The organism is Streptomyces gobitricini (assembly GCF_039532985.1).
GTDB lineage: Bacteria > Actinomycetota > Actinomycetes > Streptomycetales > Streptomycetaceae > Streptomyces > Streptomyces gobitricini.
Map to the genome: position 1 here is coordinate 25,555 of NZ_BAAASR010000023.1, position 16,489 is coordinate 42,043.

The 16,489-nt window shown below is 73.2% G+C and carries 12 protein-coding genes; 6 read left to right on the plus strand and 6 right to left on the minus strand.

The annotated features are described in order from the left end of the window. Positions 1–142 precede the first annotated feature (142 nt). Positions 143–1,417, minus strand: a complete 1,275-nt coding sequence (locus tag ABD347_RS21015; protein ID WP_344363568.1) for an ABC transporter substrate-binding protein — start codon at positions 1,415–1,417, stop codon at positions 143–145. A 124-nt stretch (positions 1,418–1,541) separates the two neighbouring features. Here ABD347_RS21015 and ABD347_RS21020 point away from each other — a divergent pair, with 124 nt between their 5' ends. Genes ABD347_RS21020 through ABD347_RS21030 form a run of 3 tightly spaced genes read left to right on the plus strand, consistent with a single transcriptional unit; the run spans position 1,542 to position 5,116 of the window. After that, positions 1,542–2,057, plus strand: a complete 516-nt coding sequence (locus ABD347_RS21020; protein WP_344363570.1) for a PadR family transcriptional regulator — start codon at positions 1,542–1,544, stop codon at positions 2,055–2,057. After that, the gene (locus ABD347_RS21025) at positions 2,054–2,824 is read left to right on the plus strand and encodes an ABC transporter ATP-binding protein (protein WP_344363572.1); all 771 of its coding nucleotides are present in this window, start codon (positions 2,054–2,056) and stop codon (positions 2,822–2,824) included. The genes ABD347_RS21020 and ABD347_RS21025 overlap by 4 nt, the downstream gene beginning before the upstream one ends. A 6-nt stretch (positions 2,825–2,830) precedes the next feature. Further along, entirely contained in the window at positions 2,831–5,116 is a 2,286-nt protein-coding gene (locus ABD347_RS21030; RefSeq protein WP_344363575.1) for an ABC transporter permease, read from the plus strand. 339 nt (positions 5,117–5,455) lie between these two features. Here the strand turns inward: ABD347_RS21030 and ABD347_RS21035 are convergent, their stop codons facing one another. Continuing rightward, positions 5,456–5,941 (minus strand): glutathione peroxidase, encoded by a 486-nt coding sequence (locus ABD347_RS21035; protein WP_344363577.1) that lies wholly within the window; start codon positions 5,939–5,941, stop codon positions 5,456–5,458. A gap of 72 nt (positions 5,942–6,013) precedes the next feature. Here ABD347_RS21035 and ABD347_RS21040 point away from each other — a divergent pair, with 72 nt between their 5' ends. Beyond that, positions 6,014–6,223, plus strand: a complete 210-nt coding sequence (locus tag ABD347_RS21040; protein WP_344363579.1) for a DUF6011 domain-containing protein — start codon at positions 6,014–6,016, stop codon at positions 6,221–6,223. Positions 6,224–6,274: 51 nt separating this feature from the next. On the opposite strand, the gene ABD347_RS21045 is transcribed toward ABD347_RS21040, so the two are convergent. Together ABD347_RS21045 and ABD347_RS21050 are read right to left on the minus strand one after the other, a co-directional pair. Next, complete coding sequence (locus ABD347_RS21045; protein ID WP_344363581.1) at positions 6,275–7,141, minus strand: acyl-CoA thioesterase; 867 nt, start codon at positions 7,139–7,141, stop codon at positions 6,275–6,277. A gap of 57 nt (positions 7,142–7,198) precedes the next feature. Then, positions 7,199–9,712 carry a DEAD/DEAH box helicase gene (locus ABD347_RS21050; protein ID WP_344363583.1) on the minus strand — a complete coding sequence of 838 codons (2,514 nt, stop codon included), beginning with the start codon at positions 9,710–9,712 and terminating at the stop codon, positions 7,199–7,201. Positions 9,713–9,834: 122 nt separating this feature from the next. Between ABD347_RS21050 and ABD347_RS21055 the strand changes: the two genes are divergently transcribed. After that, the gene (locus ABD347_RS21055) at positions 9,835–10,626 is read left to right on the plus strand and encodes a metal-dependent hydrolase (protein WP_344363586.1); all 792 of its coding nucleotides are present in this window, start codon (positions 9,835–9,837) and stop codon (positions 10,624–10,626) included. Between the two features lie 69 nt (positions 10,627–10,695). Continuing rightward, complete coding sequence (locus ABD347_RS21060; RefSeq protein WP_344363588.1) at positions 10,696–12,660, plus strand: flavin monoamine oxidase family protein; 1,965 nt, start codon at positions 10,696–10,698, stop codon at positions 12,658–12,660. A 207-nt stretch (positions 12,661–12,867) separates the two neighbouring features. Here the strand turns inward: ABD347_RS21060 and ABD347_RS21065 are convergent, their stop codons facing one another. Beyond that, on the minus strand, positions 12,868–14,658 hold the full coding sequence (locus ABD347_RS21065) for an ABC transporter ATP-binding protein (protein WP_344363591.1): 1,791 nt from the start codon (positions 14,656–14,658) through the stop codon (positions 12,868–12,870). Then, positions 14,655–16,430, minus strand: coding sequence for an ABC transporter transmembrane domain-containing protein (locus ABD347_RS21070; protein WP_344363593.1), 1,776 nt, complete (start codon positions 16,428–16,430; stop codon positions 14,655–14,657). The genes ABD347_RS21065 and ABD347_RS21070 overlap by 4 nt, the downstream gene beginning before the upstream one ends. Between the last annotated feature and the right edge of the window lie 59 nt (positions 16,431–16,489).

Sequence of the window (16,489 nt, forward strand, 5' to 3'; positions counted from 1 at the left end):
AACTGGAGGAGGTGTCAACGATGGTGCCGGAATCAGCGGCAGTTGATAGTGAAATATCCCGTTATGGTGCAGGCGCCATCTGACGCAGGTGCCTAACGGGTAACTAAGTGAAGGGGGGCCACCGAGGAGAGCGGGGGAGAGGTCAGCGGCGGCGGGCGATGGCCGCGAGCTCGTCGGCCAGCCGGCGCACGGCCGCCTCGGGTGTCTGGTGCTGCGCCATCGCGTCGTGCACCACGGCCTGCACGGCCAGGCTGACCTGCTCGTAACGCGGGCTCTTGGGACGCGGGGCGGCCGCCAGCACACTGGCCCGCAGTGCGGGAAGGTAGGGGAACCGCCGCACCAGCGCCCGGTCCCCGTACAGGGCGGCACGCACCGGAGGCAGGGCACCCTCGGTCAGCACCCGGCGCTGCACCTGCTCGCTCGTCAGGTACGCGATGAGGTCACGCGCCGACTCCGGCTGCCGCGAATGGCTGCTCACCGCCAGGTTCGAGCCGCCCAGCACACTGGTGCCCGGACCGTGCGGCCCCGGCAGCGGCACCGCGCCGAACCTCCCCGCCACCCGGGAGTCGTCGCCGGACGCGCCGGCGTGGGCGTACGGCCAGTTGCGCAGGAACAGCAGCCTGCCCTCCTGGAACGCCCGCCGCGACTCCTCCTCCGTGTACGCCAGGGCCTCCCGGGGGATCCAGCCGTCCCGTACGCCCCGCGCCAGGAAGCCGATCCCCGCCCGGGCCGCCGCGGAGTCCACCGTGACCCGCTCGCCCTCGTCCCCGAGGACGGTGCCGCCCGCCGAGTACACCGCCTCGGCGGCGTTCACCGTCAGCCCCTCGTACGGCAGGAACTGGCCCGCGTACCCCCCGAGGCCGTGCCGCGGGGCGAGCGTCCGCGCCTGCCGCTCCAGCTCCGCCCAGGTCCGAGGCGGCCGCTCGCCCGCACGGTCGAGGACGTCCTTGCGGTAGAAGAGCATCCCGGCGTTGGTGACGTAAGGGACGGCGTACAGCCGTCCGTCGTACGTCGCCGTGTCCACCACCGGGGGCAGGAAGCTCTTCAGCGGGAACCGCTCGCGGTCGACGGGCGCGATCCACCCGGCGGCGGCGAACTCCGACGTCCAGGCCACATCGATGTTGAGGACGTCGAACCGGCCGGCCCCCGACCGCAGGTCCGTGACCATCTGGGAGCGGGTCTCGTCCGCCGAGTCCGGCAGCTCGACCAGCGTCACCCTCTCGTCCGGACGGGCCCGGTTCCAGCCGTCCAGCACCCGGCCCAGGTAACCGGTGAGGTCCCCGGCCGTGGCCAGGGTCATCGGACCCCGCCCGCCGTCGGACGCCCGCTCCGCCGGACCGGCACCGGAAGCCGTGTACCCGGTCACCACGACCATCACGACCAGGAGACCCCTACCCGCGGCACGTATCCACCGCATAGGTTCCTCCCTGAGCACCCGGCGCAAGACCCCGGCGTCCGCGTCTCGGGCATGTATACCCGTTAGGCATGGGCGATACTAGAGCCCACATCACATCGGGAGCTCGCGGAGGAGGACAGCACGGGTGCGCCTTCCCCTCCTCGCACTCCTGGCCCGGGGCCCCGCCCACGGGTACGAACTCAAACGGGACCTTGAGCAACTGCTGGGCTCCGCGTACCCTCCCACCAACGTCGGCCAGATCTACGTGACACTCGGCCGGCTGGAGAAGTCCGGGCTCATCGAGGGCGAGGAGATCGCCCAGGAGAGCCGGCCCAACAAGAAGATCTACCGCCTCACCGACGCCGGGCAGGAAGCACTGCGCGCCTGGTTCGAGGAGACGGCCGACGAACCGAGGGTCCGGGACGAGTTCTTCATGAAACTCGCCCTCGCCCCCCGCACCGGCCTCGCCGACCAGATCACCCTCATCAACAAGCAGCGACGCGAGTACCTCAACACCATGCGCAACCTCTCCAAGCTGGCCGCGACCGAAGACCGGGACAACCGCATGTCGCACCTGCTGATCGAAGGGGCCATGCTCCACCTCCAGGCCGACCTCGACTGGCTGGAGCGCTGCCAGGAGGAACTGGAGGACCTGCGGTGACGGACACCTCCGCGATACCCGCCACGCCGCTGCTGCGCGCCGAGGGCCTGGTCAGGACACATCACGGCGAAGGCGCCCCCGCCCACGCCGTACGCGGCGTCGACCTCTCCGTACGGCACGGGGAGTTCGTGGCCGTCACCGGCCCCTCCGGCGCGGGGAAGTCCACGCTGCTGCACCTGCTCGGCGGACTCCAGCGCCCCGACAGCGGCTCCCTCTGGCTCGACGGCGAGCGCACCGACGGCTACAGCGAGGCGCGGTGGGCCGTCGAGCGACGCCGCCGCATCGGCATCGTCTTCCAGTTCTTCAACCTGGTCTCCAACCTGACCGTCGCCGACAACGTCGAACTGCCCGCCCTCCTCGCCGGCACCTCCGCCGCACAGGCCCGCGCCGAGCGCGAGAAGCTCCTCGCCGAACTGGGCCTGGAGGGCAAGGCGCGCAGCATGCCCGGCGAACTGTCCGGCGGCGAACAGCAGCGCGTCGCCCTCGCCCGCGCCCTGGTCAACCACCCGCGACTGCTCCTCGCCGACGAACCGGCCGGCAGCCTCGACAGCAAGGGCACCCGCGAGGTCATGCGGCTGCTGAGCCGGTTCCACCAGCGCGGGCAGACCATCGTCCTCGTCACCCACGACGCCCGGCTCGCCAGCGCCGCGGACCGGGTCATCAGCTTCTTCGACGGCCGGATCGCCGACGACGCCGAGCTCGGTGCCACACCGCCGCGCCGCACCGGCCCGGCCGGAGTCATCGCGCTGAACGAACTGAAGGACTGACCGGCTGTGCGGGCCATGCTGCGCTGGGCGCACGCCGATCTGCGGACCCACCGGGGCGAGGCGCTCTTCCTCGTCGCCGCCACCGCGGGGATCGTCGCCTCCCTGCTGCTCGCGACCGCGCTCTTCGGCTACGCCACCAACCCCTGGCAGCGGGTGTTCACCCAGTCCCGGGGCGCCCACGTCTGGATCCACACCGGACCCGCCGCCGACACCGGCCGGCTCGCCGCCCTCGACGGCGTCGACGCCGTGTCCGGCCCGTACCGCACCGCGACCACCACCGCGGCCTCACGCGGCGCCCGCGCGGGCGTCGAAGTACGCGCCACGAACGGCGGCCCGCCCCCGACCGGCCGCCCACTGATGGCGTCCGGCCGCTGGCTCGACCCGGCCGCCCCCGACGGCGTCGTCCTCGAAGCGGGCCTCGCGCGCGCCCTGTGGGCCGAGCCCGGCGACCGGCTCACCGTCGCGGACCGCACGATGACCGTCCTGGGCGTCGCCGAGACCGCCGAGCGCCTCTACAGCCCCGGCGAACGGCCCGGCACCATCTGGGCACTGCCACACGCCGTGCCCGAGGACCGCACCGGCGGCCAGGTCGTCGGCCTGCGGCTCGCCGACCCCGACGACACCGACTACATGGTCCAGCGCGCCGTCACCACGCTCGGCGCGGGCGCCGTCGGCGACGTCTCCACCTGGCAGCAGGCCCGCGCCGAGGCGCAGGGCGACACCAGACTGCTCGGCCAGGTCCTCGGCCTCTTCGGCCTCGGCGCCCTCATCGCCGCCGCGCTCGCGGTGTTCGGCGCCATCGCCACGCGGGTGCGCGGCCACCTGCGGGACATCTCCGTCCTCAAGGCCGTCGGCTTCACCCCCGGCCAGGTCGTACGGATCTTCCTCGCCCAGCACCTGGCGTTCGCCGTGTTCGGCGCCGCCCTGGCCGCCTTGCTCGTACGGACGCTCGGCGGCCACCTGCCGGGCCGGCTCGGTGACGCCGTCCAGGTCTGGCAGGGCCTCCCCGGCCACCTCCCGGCGCTCCTGCTCGTCCCGGCCGGGGCCGTGCTGTTCATCGGGGCGGCCACCTGCCTGGCCGCCTGGCGGGCGGGCCGCGTACCGCCGGTGCCGGTGCTGCCCGCCGCCGCGGCCCCGGGCGCCGGACTGTCCGGCGCGGCGCGCAAGGCACTCGGGCTGGGCGTACCGCCCGCGCTGGTCCTCGGCTGGCACCGGGCCTTCGGGCGCGGGCGCCGCGCTCCGGCCACCATCGTGCGCCTCGCCCTGCCGCTGCTGCTGATCACCGTGGCGCTCGGCGCCTGGACGACCATCGAGCGGTTCGACAGCCGCCCCGAGCAGCTCGGCCTCGCCGCCGCGCTCACCGCCCGCCCGGACGGCACGCTCACCGACCGCGACGCCACCGCGCTGCTCCTGGCCAACCCGCAGGTCACCGCCGCCCACCCCGGCCTGGAGGTCGCCGCCCTGGTCCCCGGCCAGACCGGCACCATCGCGCTGCGCGGCCTCGGCACGCGCGAGCGGCCCTACCCGTACTCCGTCGCCGAGGGCCGCCCCGCGCACGGCCCCGACGAGGCGGTCGCCGGTCAGGGCCTGCTCGACCTGCTCGACGCCCGCGTCGGCGACTGGGTGCGGCTCACCGTCGCCGGCCACCCCCAGGTGCTGCACATCGTCGGCCGCAGCATCGAGCCGGAGAACGGCGGCCGGGCCGTCTCCACCTCGCTCGACACGCTCCGCGAGAACGACCCGGGCCTGCGGCCCAGCCTCTACCAGCTCCAGCTGCGCCCCGGCGCCGACCCTCGCACGGTGAGCGCCGAACTCGCCGGTGCCTCCGGGGGCCGCCTCGACATCCACGAGGTCGCCACCCCGGCCGACCGGCTCTCCGCCCTCCGCGGCGTCGTCTTCGGCCTGATCGCCGTCCTCGCCCTCATCGGCCTCACCGAACTGTCCACCGTCATCGGCGGCACCGTCCGGGACGGCGAACGCGACCTGCTCGCCCTCAAGGCGATCGGCCTGTCCCCGCGCCAGATCACCACCGTCACGCTCACCGCCACCGGCTGCACGGCCCTGGCCGCCGCGCTCGCCGGCACGGCCCTCGGCGTCCCGTTCGCCCACTGGCTGATCGACCACGAGGCCCACGCCACCGGGATCGGCGCCGGCATCGCCCACGCCCCGCCCCCGCTCCAGCTCCTGGCGCTCACCGTCGCCGCCGTCGTCGGCGCGGTCGCCCTCGCGGCCCTCCCCGCCGCCCGCGCCACCCGCCGCCGCCTCGCGGACACCCTCAGCGCCGTGGCCTGACCCGGCCCCGATCGCGTCTCGGACCGACCCGCGACTTCCGGGGCCGGAGGTGCTGTACGGGAAAGTTGGCACCCCACACCGGGGAGCCGGGCCGCGACCCGTCGGAAGTCGGCCGGGTCGCGCCCGCCCGACACGGCAAGGGCCGGGGCCCGGACCGACGCCGGGTCGACGTCGGACGCGATCCGTTCGGACCGCTCCGTGACGGCCGGCTGTACGTCCGCCGGTCGCACACGCCGGCACGGCACGCGGCAGTAGCAGTGCGGAACCGTCTCCGGTCGCGTCCTGGCAGAGCGTCACCCGCGGAGCCCGCGCGGCCGGCCCCGAGCGTGCCTCCGGATATCAGGAGGGCAGCCGCGCCTCGATCGCCGCGACCAGGCCGGCGGCCTCGGGCTCCGTCCGCGGGCGGAAGCGGATGACCTCGCCGCCCGGCGCGACGAGGAACTTCTCGAAGTTCCACTGGACGTCCCCGGCCTCGCCGTCCTCGTCCGCGGCCTTCGTGAGCTCGGCGTACAGCGGGTGCCGGTCCGGGCCGTTGACGTCCGTCTTCTCCAGGAGCGGGAAGGTCACTCCGTACGTCGCCGAGCAGAACGTGCCGATCTCCTCCGCCGTGCCCGGCTCCTGGCCGCCGAACTGGTTGCACGGCACGCCCAGCACGGTGAAGCCCCGGTCGCCGTAGCTCTTCTGGAGCCGATCCAGGCCCTCGTACTGCGGGGTCAGCCCGCACTGGGACGCCACGTTGACGATCAGGACCACCTGGTCCTTGTACTCGGCCAGGGTCGTCGGGTCACCGGACAGGGTGCGCAGCGGGATGTCGTACAGGGACATGCGGGGAATCCTCCTCGATAGGGCACTGCAACGGGGTCGATCAAAGCACGCGCGCCTGGTAGACAGGCAGGTGTGCACCAGGATCAGCCACTGCTCGGGACGGAGACCGCCGCCGCCGGCCCACGGCCGGTGCGGTGCAGGCTGTGCGGCCGGACGCTGACCGGCGCCTCCTCACGGCGCACCGGACTCGGTCCCGCGTGCGACGCCAAACTGCGTCCGGCCGGGCCCGACATCCGGACCCGGCGCCACGAGGTCCAACAGGAGGCCCTTCCTGGCCTGTGAGGCTCCGGCCCCGTGGCCCCGTGAGGCCCGGCCGGTGAGGCTCTGTGGCACTCAGTGGCGGCGGAACAGGCCCTCCTGGACCACCGAGACCAGCAGCCGGCCCTCACGGTCGTAGATCCGGCCGCGCGCGAGGCCACGGCCGCCCGTCGCGATCGGGGACTCCTGGTCGTACAGGAACCACTCGTCGGTACGGAACGGGCGGTGGAACCACATCGCGTGGTCCAGCGACGCCATGTCGAAGCCGCGCGGCCCCCACAGCGGCTCGACCGGGATGCGGACCGCGTCCAGGAGGGTCATGTCGGAGGCGTACGTCAGCGCGCAGGTGTGGACGAGCGGGTCGTCGCCCAGCGGGCCCACCGCGCGCATCCACACCGCGCTGCGCGGGTCCGCCTCCCGGACCTCCTCGGCCGTCCAGCGCAGCCGGTCGACGTACCGGATGTCGAACGGCTGGCGCCGTGCCATCCGCTCCAGCGACTCCGGCAGCGCGCCCAGGTGCTCGCGGATCTCGTCGGTCACCGATGGCAGCTCCTCCGGCGGCGGGAAGTCCAGGCGCGGCGGCAGCTGGTGCTCGAAGCCCGCCTCCTCCGGCTGGTGGAAGGAGGCCGTGAGGTTGAAGATCGTCTTGCCGCGCTGGATCGCCGTCACCCGGCGGGTGGTGAACGACCGCCCGTCCCGCACCCGTTCCACCTGGTACACGATCGGCAGGCCCGGGATGCCGGGCCGCAGGAAGTACGCGTGCAGCGAATGGACCGGGCGGTCGCCCTCCGTGGTGCGGCCGGCCGCGACCAGGGCCTGGCCGGCGACCTGTCCGCCGAAGACCCGTTGCAGGGACTCCTGCGGGCTCGCGCCCCGGAAGATGTCGACCTCGATCTGCTCCAGGTCGAGCAGGTCGACGAGTTTTTCGGCGGGGTTCGTCACGCGTACTCCTTCACACTCGATGGCTTGGACGACCTGAACGGCTCGCAGCCGGACGACCTACAGCTGGCCCACGTCCGTGACGCGGACGATCGCGCGGCCCTCCTCGTCCGAGGCCGCCAGGTCCACCTCCGCGCTGATGCCCCAGTCATGGTCACCGTTCGGGTCGGCGAAGGTCTGCCGTACCCGCCACAGCCCGTGCGCCGGGTCCTCCTCGATGGACAGCAGCTTCGGCCCGCGCGCGTCCGGGCCGGTGCCGAGGTCCTCGTACTCGTCCCAGTACGCGTCCATCGCCTCCGCCCACCGCTCCTCGTCCCAGCCGGACTCCGCGTCCATCCCGCCCAGCTCGCCGAGCTGGTCCAGCGCGGCCAGCTCCACACGGCGGAACATCGCGTTGCGCACCAGCACCCGGAAGGCGCGGGCGTTGGCCGTGACGGGCTTGACCTGGTCGGCCTTCTCCTGGGCCTCCTCGGCCGTCTCGACCTCCGGGTTGGCCAGCTGCTCCCACTCGTCCAGCAGCGAGGAGTCGACCTGTCGCACCATCTCGCCCAGCCAGGCGATCAGGTCCTCCAGGTCCTCGGTCTTGAGGTCGTCCGGGATGGTGTGGTCCAGCGTCTTGTACGCGGACGCCAGGTAGCGCAGCACGATGCCCTCGGTACGCGCCAGCTCGTAGAACGACGTGAACTCCGTGAAGGACAGCGCCCGCTCGTACATGTCACGGATGACGGACTTGGGCGAGACGGGGTGGTCACCGACCCACGGGTGCGACTTCTTGTACGTGTTGTACGCGTGCCACAGCAGCTCCTCCAGCGGCTTCGGGTACGAGATGTCCTGGAGCCGCTCCATCCGCTCCTCGTACTCGACGCCGTCCGCCTTCATCGCGCCGACCGCCTCGCCACGCGCCTTGTTCTGCTGGGCGGCCAGGATCTGACGCGGGTCGTCCAGCGTGGACTCGACGACCGACACCATGTCGAGGGCGTACGACGGGGACTCCGGGTCCAGCAGGTCGAAGGCCGCCAGCGCGAACGTCGACAGCGGCTGGTTGAGCGCGAAGTCCTGCTGGAGGTCGACGGTGAGCCGGATGGTGCGGCCCTCCGCGTCGGGCTCGTCGAGCCGCTCGACGACCCCGCCGTCCAGCAGCGAGCGGTAGATCGCGATGGCGCGGCGGATGTGGCGCAGCTGGTTCCGGCGCGGCTCGTGGTTGTCCTCCAGCAGCCGTCGCATCGCCTCGAAGGCGTTGCCGGGCCGGGCGATCACCGACAGCAGCATGGTGTGGGTGACGCGGAAGCGGGAGGTCAGCGGTTCCGGCTCGGAGGCGATCAGCTTCTCGAAGGTGTTCTCGGTCCAGCCGACGAAGCCCTCCGGGGCCTTCTTCCGCACCACCTTGCGGCGCTTCTTCGGGTCGTCGCCGGCCTTCGCCAGGGCCTTCTCGTTCTCGATGACGTGCTCGGGCGCCTGCGCGACCACGAAGCCGGCCGTGTCGAAGCCGGCACGCCCCGCCCGGCCCGCGATCTGGTGGAACTCCCGGGCGCGCAGCGTCCGCACCCGGTTGCCGTCGTACTTGGTGAGCGCGGTGAACAACACCGTACGGATGGGGACGTTGACCCCGACGCCCAGGGTGTCGGTCCCGCAGATGACCTTCAGCAGTCCCGCCTGGGCCAGCTTCTCGACCAGGCGCCGGTACTTGGGCAGCATGCCCGCGTGGTGCACGCCGATGCCGTGCCGCACGTACCGCGAGAGGTTCTTGCCGAACTTGGTGGTGAAGCGGAAGTTGCCGATCAGCTCGGCGATCCGGTCCTTCTCCTCGCGCGAGCACATGTTGATGCTCATCAGCGACTGTGCCCGCTCGACGGCCTGCGCCTGGGTGAAGTGGACGATGTAGACGGGCGCCTGCTTGGTCTGCAGCAGCTCGGTCAGCGTCTCGGTGATGGGCGTGAGCTGGTACTCGTACGACAGGGGCACCGGCCGGGTCGCCGAGCGCACCACCGTGGTGGGGCGGCCGGTGCGGCGCGTGAGGTCCTTCTCGAACATCGAGACGTCGCCGAGCGTCGCCGACATCAGGACGAACTGGGCCTGCGGCAGTTCCAGCAGCGGAATCTGCCAGGCCCAGCCGCGGTCCGGCTCGGCGTAGAAGTGGAACTCGTCCATCACGACCTGGCCGACGTCGGCGTGCCTGCCGTCACGCAGCGCGATGGACGCCAGGACCTCCGCCGTGCAGCAGATCACGGGCGCGTCGGCGTTCACGGACGCGTCGCCGGTCAGCATGCCCACGTTCTCCGTGCCGAAGAGCTTGCACAGGTCGAAGAACTTCTCCGACACCAGTGCCTTGATCGGCGCGGTGTAGAACGTCACCTGGTCGTTGGCGAGCGCCGTGAAGTGCGCACCGGCCGCGACCAGCGATTTTCCGGAGCCGGTGGGGGTGGAGAGGATCACGTTCGCCCCGGAGACCACCTCGATCAGCGCCTCCTCCTGGGCCGGGTACAGGGTGATGCCCCGCTCCTCGGCCCATGACGAGAAGGCCTCGAAGAGGGCATCGGGGTCGGCGTCCGGCGGCAGCTGATCGATAAGGGTCACGCCCCCATCTTGCCTGGCGCGTGTCCGGAAGCGGGAACCGGCCGTCCGGATGAAGATCACGAACGGTAGGCTGTCCCGTCGACCGGGGCGCAGGACAAGAGCAAACGGGGCGGGGAACGCACATGATGGGACCGGCGCACTCACTCTCCGGGGCGGCCGCTTGGCTGGGGGTGGGGGCCGCGACCGCCGCGGCGGGGTGTCCGATGCCCTGGCCGGTGCTCGTCGTAGGGGCCCTGATCTGCGCCGGAGCGGCGCTCGCACCCGACCTCGACCACAAGTCGGCGACCATCTCGCGGGCCTTCGGGCCCGTCTCGAAGACCCTCTGCGAGATCGTCGACAAGCTGTCGTACGCCGTCTACAAGGCCACCAGGACGCGGGCGGACCCCCGCCGGAGCGGTGGCCACCGCACCCTGACGCACACGTGGGTGTGGGCCGTCCTGTGCGGCGCGGGGGCGTCCGCGCTCGCCGTCAACGGCGGCCGGTGGGCGGTCCTGGCGATCCTCTTCGTCCACCTGGTGCTGGCGGTGGAGGGCCTGCTGTGGCGGGCGGCGCGGATGTCCAGCGACGTCCTGGTGTGGCTGCTGGGCGCGACCAGCGCGTGGATCCTCGCGGGCGTCCTGGACAAGCCCGGCAACGGCTCGGACTGGCTGTTCGCCGCGCCGGGGCAGGAGTACCTGTGGCTGGGCCTGCCGATCGTGCTGGGCGCTCTCGTCCACGACATCGGTGACGCCCTGACCGTCTCGGGCTGCCCGATCCTGTGGCCGATCCCGGTCGGTGGCAAGCGCTGGTACCCGGTGGGGCCGCCGAAGGCGATGCGCTTCCGCGCGGGCAGCTGGGTGGAGCTCAAGGTGCTGATGCCGGCGTTCATGCTGCTGGGCGGCGTGGGCGGGGCGGCCGCGCTCAACTTCATCTGATCCCTCCCGTTCGGGTGAACGGGGTGCGAAGCCCCTCCATGGAACCGGAAGATCCGCTTTCTTCTGATCATGGATTCCGCCGAACTGACACGACGTCAACTGGCCGCCCGCGCAACCTCGGTGGCAGCCGCGGCCGCTCTGCCCCCGGCAGCCCTCGCCGCCCCCGCCGCGGCCGCCGCACCCGCCGCCGCGCCCTCCGTCGCCGCGGCCCCCGCACCCCGCTCCACCGCCGACTGGCGGACCTGCCTCGCCGTCGCCCGCGCCCTGCTCGTCCTCGACGACGACGACCGGCCACTGGTCCCCCGCTACGAGAAGGTCCTGCTCGGCGGCGGACTGCCCAGGACCGCCTCCGCCCCCAAGCACGTCCTGGTACTGGGCGCCGGACCCGCCGGCATGGTCGCCGCCGCCCTCCTCAAGCGCGCCGGCCACCGCGTCACCGTCGTCGAGGCCAACGGAAACCGCGCAGGCGGCCGGATCAAGACCTTCCGCACCGGCGGTCACGAGAACGCCGCCCAGCCGTTCGCCGACCCGAAGCAGTACGCCGAGGCGGGTGCCATGCGCATCCCCGGCAGCCACCCGCTCGTCATCGGCCTGATCGACAGGCTCGGCATCGAGCGCAGACCGTTCCGCTACGTCGACACCGACCCCGAGGGCAGGCCGCGGTACCGGACCTGGATCCGCGTCAACGGCATCCGGGCCCGCCGCGCCGACTACGCCAAGGACCCACGCGCGATCAACCGCTCCTTCGGCGTACCGCCGAGGTACGAGGACGTTCCGGCCGCCGACATCGTGCGCCGGGCCCTCGACCCCGTACGCGACGAGTACAGCGTGGCCCGCCCCGACGGCACCCGGGCCGACAAGCCGATGCCCGAGCTGCTGGAAGGCTGGGCCCGCGTCGTCCAGCGGTTCGGCGACTGGTCCATGTACCGGTTCCTCACCGAGTACGCGGGGCTCGACGAGCGCACCATCGACCTGATCGGAACCCTGGAGAACATGACCTCCAGGCTGCCGCTCTCCTTCATGCACAGCTTCATCAGCCAGGCGCTCATCAGCCCCGGTACCGCCTTCTACGAGCTGGACGGCGGCACCGCCGTCCTCGCCGACGCGCTCCTCGACCAGGTCCGCGACGACGTCCGCTTCGACCGGCGCGTCACCCGCGTCGAGACACGCGAGGAGGGTGAGAGGGTCGTCGTGGACACGGTCTCCGAGGGCCGCGGCGGCCCCGTGGTCCGCGAGCGGTTCACCGGCGACGCGGCGATCGTGACCATCCCCTTCTCCGGGCTCCGGCACGTCCAGATCTCGCCCCCGTTGTCGTACGACAAGCGCCGTGCCATCACGGAGGCGCACTACGACAGCGCCACCAAGGTGCTGCTGGAGTTCAGCCGCCGCTGGTGGGAGTTCGGCGAGGACGACTGGCGCCGCGAACTGGACGCCATGGAGCCGGGACTCTACGACCGCTACCGCAAGGGCCAGGTGCCACCGGACGGACGACTGCTGGGCGAGCACCCCTCCGTACCCAGGGGGTACCTCTCAGAGGACCAGCGCACCCACTACGCGGCGAACGCCTGGGTCTCCCGCGACGAGCCCGAGGCGGCCGGGGTCATCGGCGGCGGCTCGGTCACCGACAACGCCAACCGCTTCATGTTCAACCCCTCCCACCCCGTCCCCGGCAGCGACGGCGGCGTCGTCCTCGCCTCCTACAGCTGGGCGGACGACGCCAGGCGCTGGGACGCCTACGACGACGAGGCCCGGTACGCGCTCGCCCTGCGCGGCATGCAGGAGGTGTACGGGCGGCGACTGGAGGTCTTCTTCACGGGCGTCGGCCGCACCCAGAGCTGGCAGCGAGACCCGTACGCCTACGGGGAGGCCGCCGTCCTGCTGCCCGGCCAGCACACCGAGATCCTCCTGGACATGCGCACCCAGGAGGGCCCGCTGCACTTCGCGGGCTGCCACACCTCGGTGAAGCCGGCCTGGATCGAAGGCGCCCTCGAATCAGCGGTCCGCGCCGCCCTGGAGGTCCACGGCACCGGCTGACGCGGGGGCACCGGGCGGCCCGGGGCGGGGCTCCGGGCACCCGCCCGGCGGGCTCAGCCGCGGGGCGCCGGTGACGGCCACGGCCCGGGCCGGTCCGGGGCCGTCAAGGCCCTCGGCGGACCACGACTCCCGCTCGCCGGGCCGCGCCGGGCCGCGCCGGGCCGCGCCGGGCCGGGCCGCGCCGAGCCGGGCCGCGGGGCCAAGCTTTCACCCGTGCCAGGACCGCCACAGAGCCGCGTAGGCGCCGCCCGCCGCGACCAGGTCGGTGTGGCTGCCCAGCTCGCTGATACGGCCCTCCTCGACGACCGCGATGACGTCCGCGTCGTGGGCCGTGTGGAGCCGGTGCGCGATCGCCACCACCGTACGGCCGTCCAGCACCCGGGCCAGGGACCGCTCCAGGTGGCGGGCGGCCCGCGGATCCAGCAGGGACGTCGCCTCGTCCAGCACCAGGGTGTGCGGGTCGGCCAGCACCAGGCGCGCCAGCGCGACCTGCTGCGCCTGCGCCGGGGTCAGCGCCAGGCCGCCCGAACCGACCTCGGTGTCCAGCCCGTCGTCCAGCGCCCTCGCCCACCCGTCCGCGCCGACCGCCCCGAGGGCCGCCCACAGCTCGGCGTCCTCGGCGCCCGCCCGCGCGAGCAGCAGGTTGTCGCGGAGCGTACCGACGAAGACATGGTGCTCCTGGTTGACCAGCGCGACATGCTCACGGACCCGCTCGGCGGGCATCCGTGACAGCTCCGCCCCGCCCAGCGTGACCCGTCCCGTCCGCGGCGCGTAGATACCGGCGAGCAGCCGGCCCAGCGTCGACTTGCCCGCACCCGACGGGCCGACCAGCGCCACCCGCGTGCCCGGCGGCACGTCCATCGACACCCGGTGCAGCACGTCCACGCCCTCGCGGTAGCCGAACCGCACCTCGTCCGCCCGCACATCACGCCCGTCGGGCCGTACGGACCCGTCGCCGCTCTCCGGCTCGATGTCCCGCACACCGACGAGCCTGGCCAGTGACACCTGGGCCACCTGGAGCTCGTCGTACCAGCGGAGGATGATCCCCACCGGCTCCACCAGCATCTGCGCCAGCAGCGCGCCCGTCGTCAGCTGCCCGACGTCCATCCAGCCCTCCAGCACGAACACGCCGCCGATCATCAGGACGGCGGCCAGGACGGTGGTGTGCGTGACGTTGACGACCGGGAAGAGGACCGAACGCAGGAAGAGCGTGTAGCGCTCCCACGCCGTCCACTCCTTGATCCGCCGGTCGGACAGCCCGATCCGCCGCGCTCCCAGCCGGTGCGCCTCGATCGTTCGCCCCGCGTCGACCGTCTCCGTCAGGGCGGCGGCGACCGCCGCGTACCCGGCGGCCTCCGAACGGTACGCCGAGGGCGCCCGCCGGAAGTACCAGCGGCACCCCACGATCAGCAGCGGCGCGGCCACCAGCACGGCGAGGGCCAGCGGCGGCGCGGTCACCGTCAGGCCGCCGATCAGCAGCCCCGCCCACACCACGCCGACGGCCAGCTGCGGCACCGCCTCCCGCATGGCGTTGGCCAGCCGGTCGACGTCGGTGGTGATCCGGGAGAGCAGGTCACCGGTGCCGGCCCGCTCCAGCACGCCCGGCGGCAGCGCCACCGACCGCACGAGGAAGTCCTCGCGCAGATCGGCCAGCATCTCCTCGCCGAGCATCGCACCGCGCAGCCGCACCAGTCGCACGAACACGGTCTGCACCACCAGCGCGGCCGCGAACGCCCCCACGGTGACCGGCAGACGCAGGTCCCGCGCCCCCTCGGCGAGCCGGTCCACCAGTGAGCCGAGCAGGTACGGCCCGGCCATCGACGCGACGACAGCCACCGCGTTGACGGCGACGAGCACGACGAACGCGGTGCGGTGGCGGCGCAGCAGTCCGGCCACGTAGGCCCGGACGGTCGCGGCGGTGCCGACCGGCAGCGTGGCCGCCGATTCCGGGGCCGCCGGGTCGTACTCGGGCGGCGCCATACCGATGACGGCGGTCATGCCGACTCCTCGATGTCCACAAGGGTTTCCTCTTCGGTCGCGCGGGTGACCACCGCGCGGTAACGCTCCTCCGTGGCCAGCAGCTCGCGGTGGGTGCCCACCGCCGCCGCCCGGCCCTCATGGACGAGCACCACCCGGTCCGCGAGGTCCAGCAGAAGCGGTGACGAGGCCAGCACCACGGTCGTCCGGCCGGTACGCAGCCGCCGGACGCCCGCCGCGACCCGCGCCTCGGTGTGCGAGTCCACCGCCGACGTCGGCTCGTCGAGCACCAGCACCTCGGGGTCGGTGACCAGCGACCGGGCCAGGGCCAGGCGCTGGCGCTGACCGCCGGACAGGGACCGGCCCCGCTCGGTGATCCGGGTGCGCATCGGGTCGCCGCCGGGGTCCACCGACGCCTGCGCGAGGGCGTCCAGCACGTCACCGCACCGGGCGGCCGCCAGGGCGTCCTCGGCGGCGACCTGCCCGGACGACGGCACGTCCAGCAGCTCGCGGAGGGTGCCGGACAGCAGGACCGGGTCCTTGTCCTGGACGAGGACGGCGGAGCGCGCCACGTCCAGGGGCAGTTCGTCCAGGGCGACCCCGCCGAGAAGGACGGACACGTGTGACTCCGGCTCCTGCGACGGATGCCCGCCGAGCCGGTCGGCCAGCCTCCCGGCGGCGTCCGGGTCACCGCACACCACGGCGGTGAGCAGACCGGCCGGCGCGAGCAGCCCGGTCACCGGGTCGTACAGGTCCCCGCCCGGCCGCTCGTGCGCCGCGGCCGGGTTCGCGGTGGTCGTACGCGTCAGGGCCAGCACCCGCGCGGCGCGTTTCGCGGAGGGCCGAGAGAAGGAGTACGCCATGGCGATCTCCTCGAAGTTGCGCAACGGGTGGGCGGCGAGGGTGACCGCGCCGTACACGGTGACCAGTTCGCCGACCGTGACGCGCCCCTCCAGGGCGAGCTTCGCCCCGTACAGCACCACCACGATCAGCAGCAGCCCCGGCAGCAGTACCTGTACCGCGGCGATCAGTGCCCACATGCGGGCGCTGCGCACGGCTGCCTCGCGGACTTCCTGGGACGCCTCGCGGTAGCGGCCGAGGAACAGCTCCTCGCCGCCGATCCCGCGCAGCACCCGCAGGCCGGCGACCGTGTCCGAGGCCAGCTCGGTGGCACGGCCCGCCTTCTCCCGCTGGACGTCCGCGCGCCGGGTGGCGCGGGGGAGCAGCGGGAGGGCGGCGAGTGCCAGCACGGGCACGCCGACGGCGACGACGACGCCGAGGGCGGGTTGGTAGACCACCAGCCCCACACAGACCAGGACCAGCGTGGTGGCCGCCGATGCGAACCGCGACAGCGCCTCCACGAACCAGCCGATCTTCTCGACGTCCCCGGTGGAGACGGCGACGACCTCGCCCGCGGCGACCCGGCGGTGCAGGAGCGAGCCCAACTCGGCGGTCTTGCGCGCCAGGAGCTGCTGGACGCGGGCGGCGGCGGTGATCCAGTTGGTGACGGCGGTGCGGTGCATCATCGTGTCGCCCACGGCGATGGCCGCGCCCAGCAGGGCGATGAGACCTCCGGCCCGGGCGAGGCCACCACCCGAGCGGTCGATCACGGCCTGCACCGCGAGGCCCACGCCCAGCGGCAGACCGGCGATGCCGAGGTGCAGCACCAGGCCCCACAGCAAGGACCTGACCTGGCCGCCCAGCTGGTTGCGGCCCAGCCAGAGCAGGAAGCGCGTGCCCGACCTCACGTCGGGATCACCAGGATCGGCGTACGGAAGATGGCGGATCTGCATGACGTCCCAGGGATTCCGTCGACGGGCGGCAGCGCTGAACGGCGGCCGGAAACCGTGCA

Coding starts and splice junctions, on each gene's coding strand:
- ABD347_RS21015 (WP_344363568.1), bottom strand. CDS start 1,417: ATGCGGTGGATACGTGCCGCGGGTAGGGGTCTCCTGGTCGTGATGGTC.
- ABD347_RS21035 (WP_344363577.1), bottom strand. CDS start 5,941: ATGTCCCTGTACGACATCCCGCTGCGCACCCTGTCCGGTGACCCGACG.
- ABD347_RS21055 (WP_344363586.1), top strand. CDS start 9,835: ATGATGGGACCGGCGCACTCACTCTCCGGGGCGGCCGCTTGGCTGGGG.
- ABD347_RS21060 (WP_344363588.1), top strand. CDS start 10,696: ATGGATTCCGCCGAACTGACACGACGTCAACTGGCCGCCCGCGCAACC.
- ABD347_RS21065 (WP_344363591.1), bottom strand. CDS start 14,658: ATGACCGCCGTCATCGGTATGGCGCCGCCCGAGTACGACCCGGCGGCC.
- ABD347_RS21070 (WP_344363593.1), bottom strand. CDS start 16,430: ATGCAGATCCGCCATCTTCCGTACGCCGATCCTGGTGATCCCGACGTG.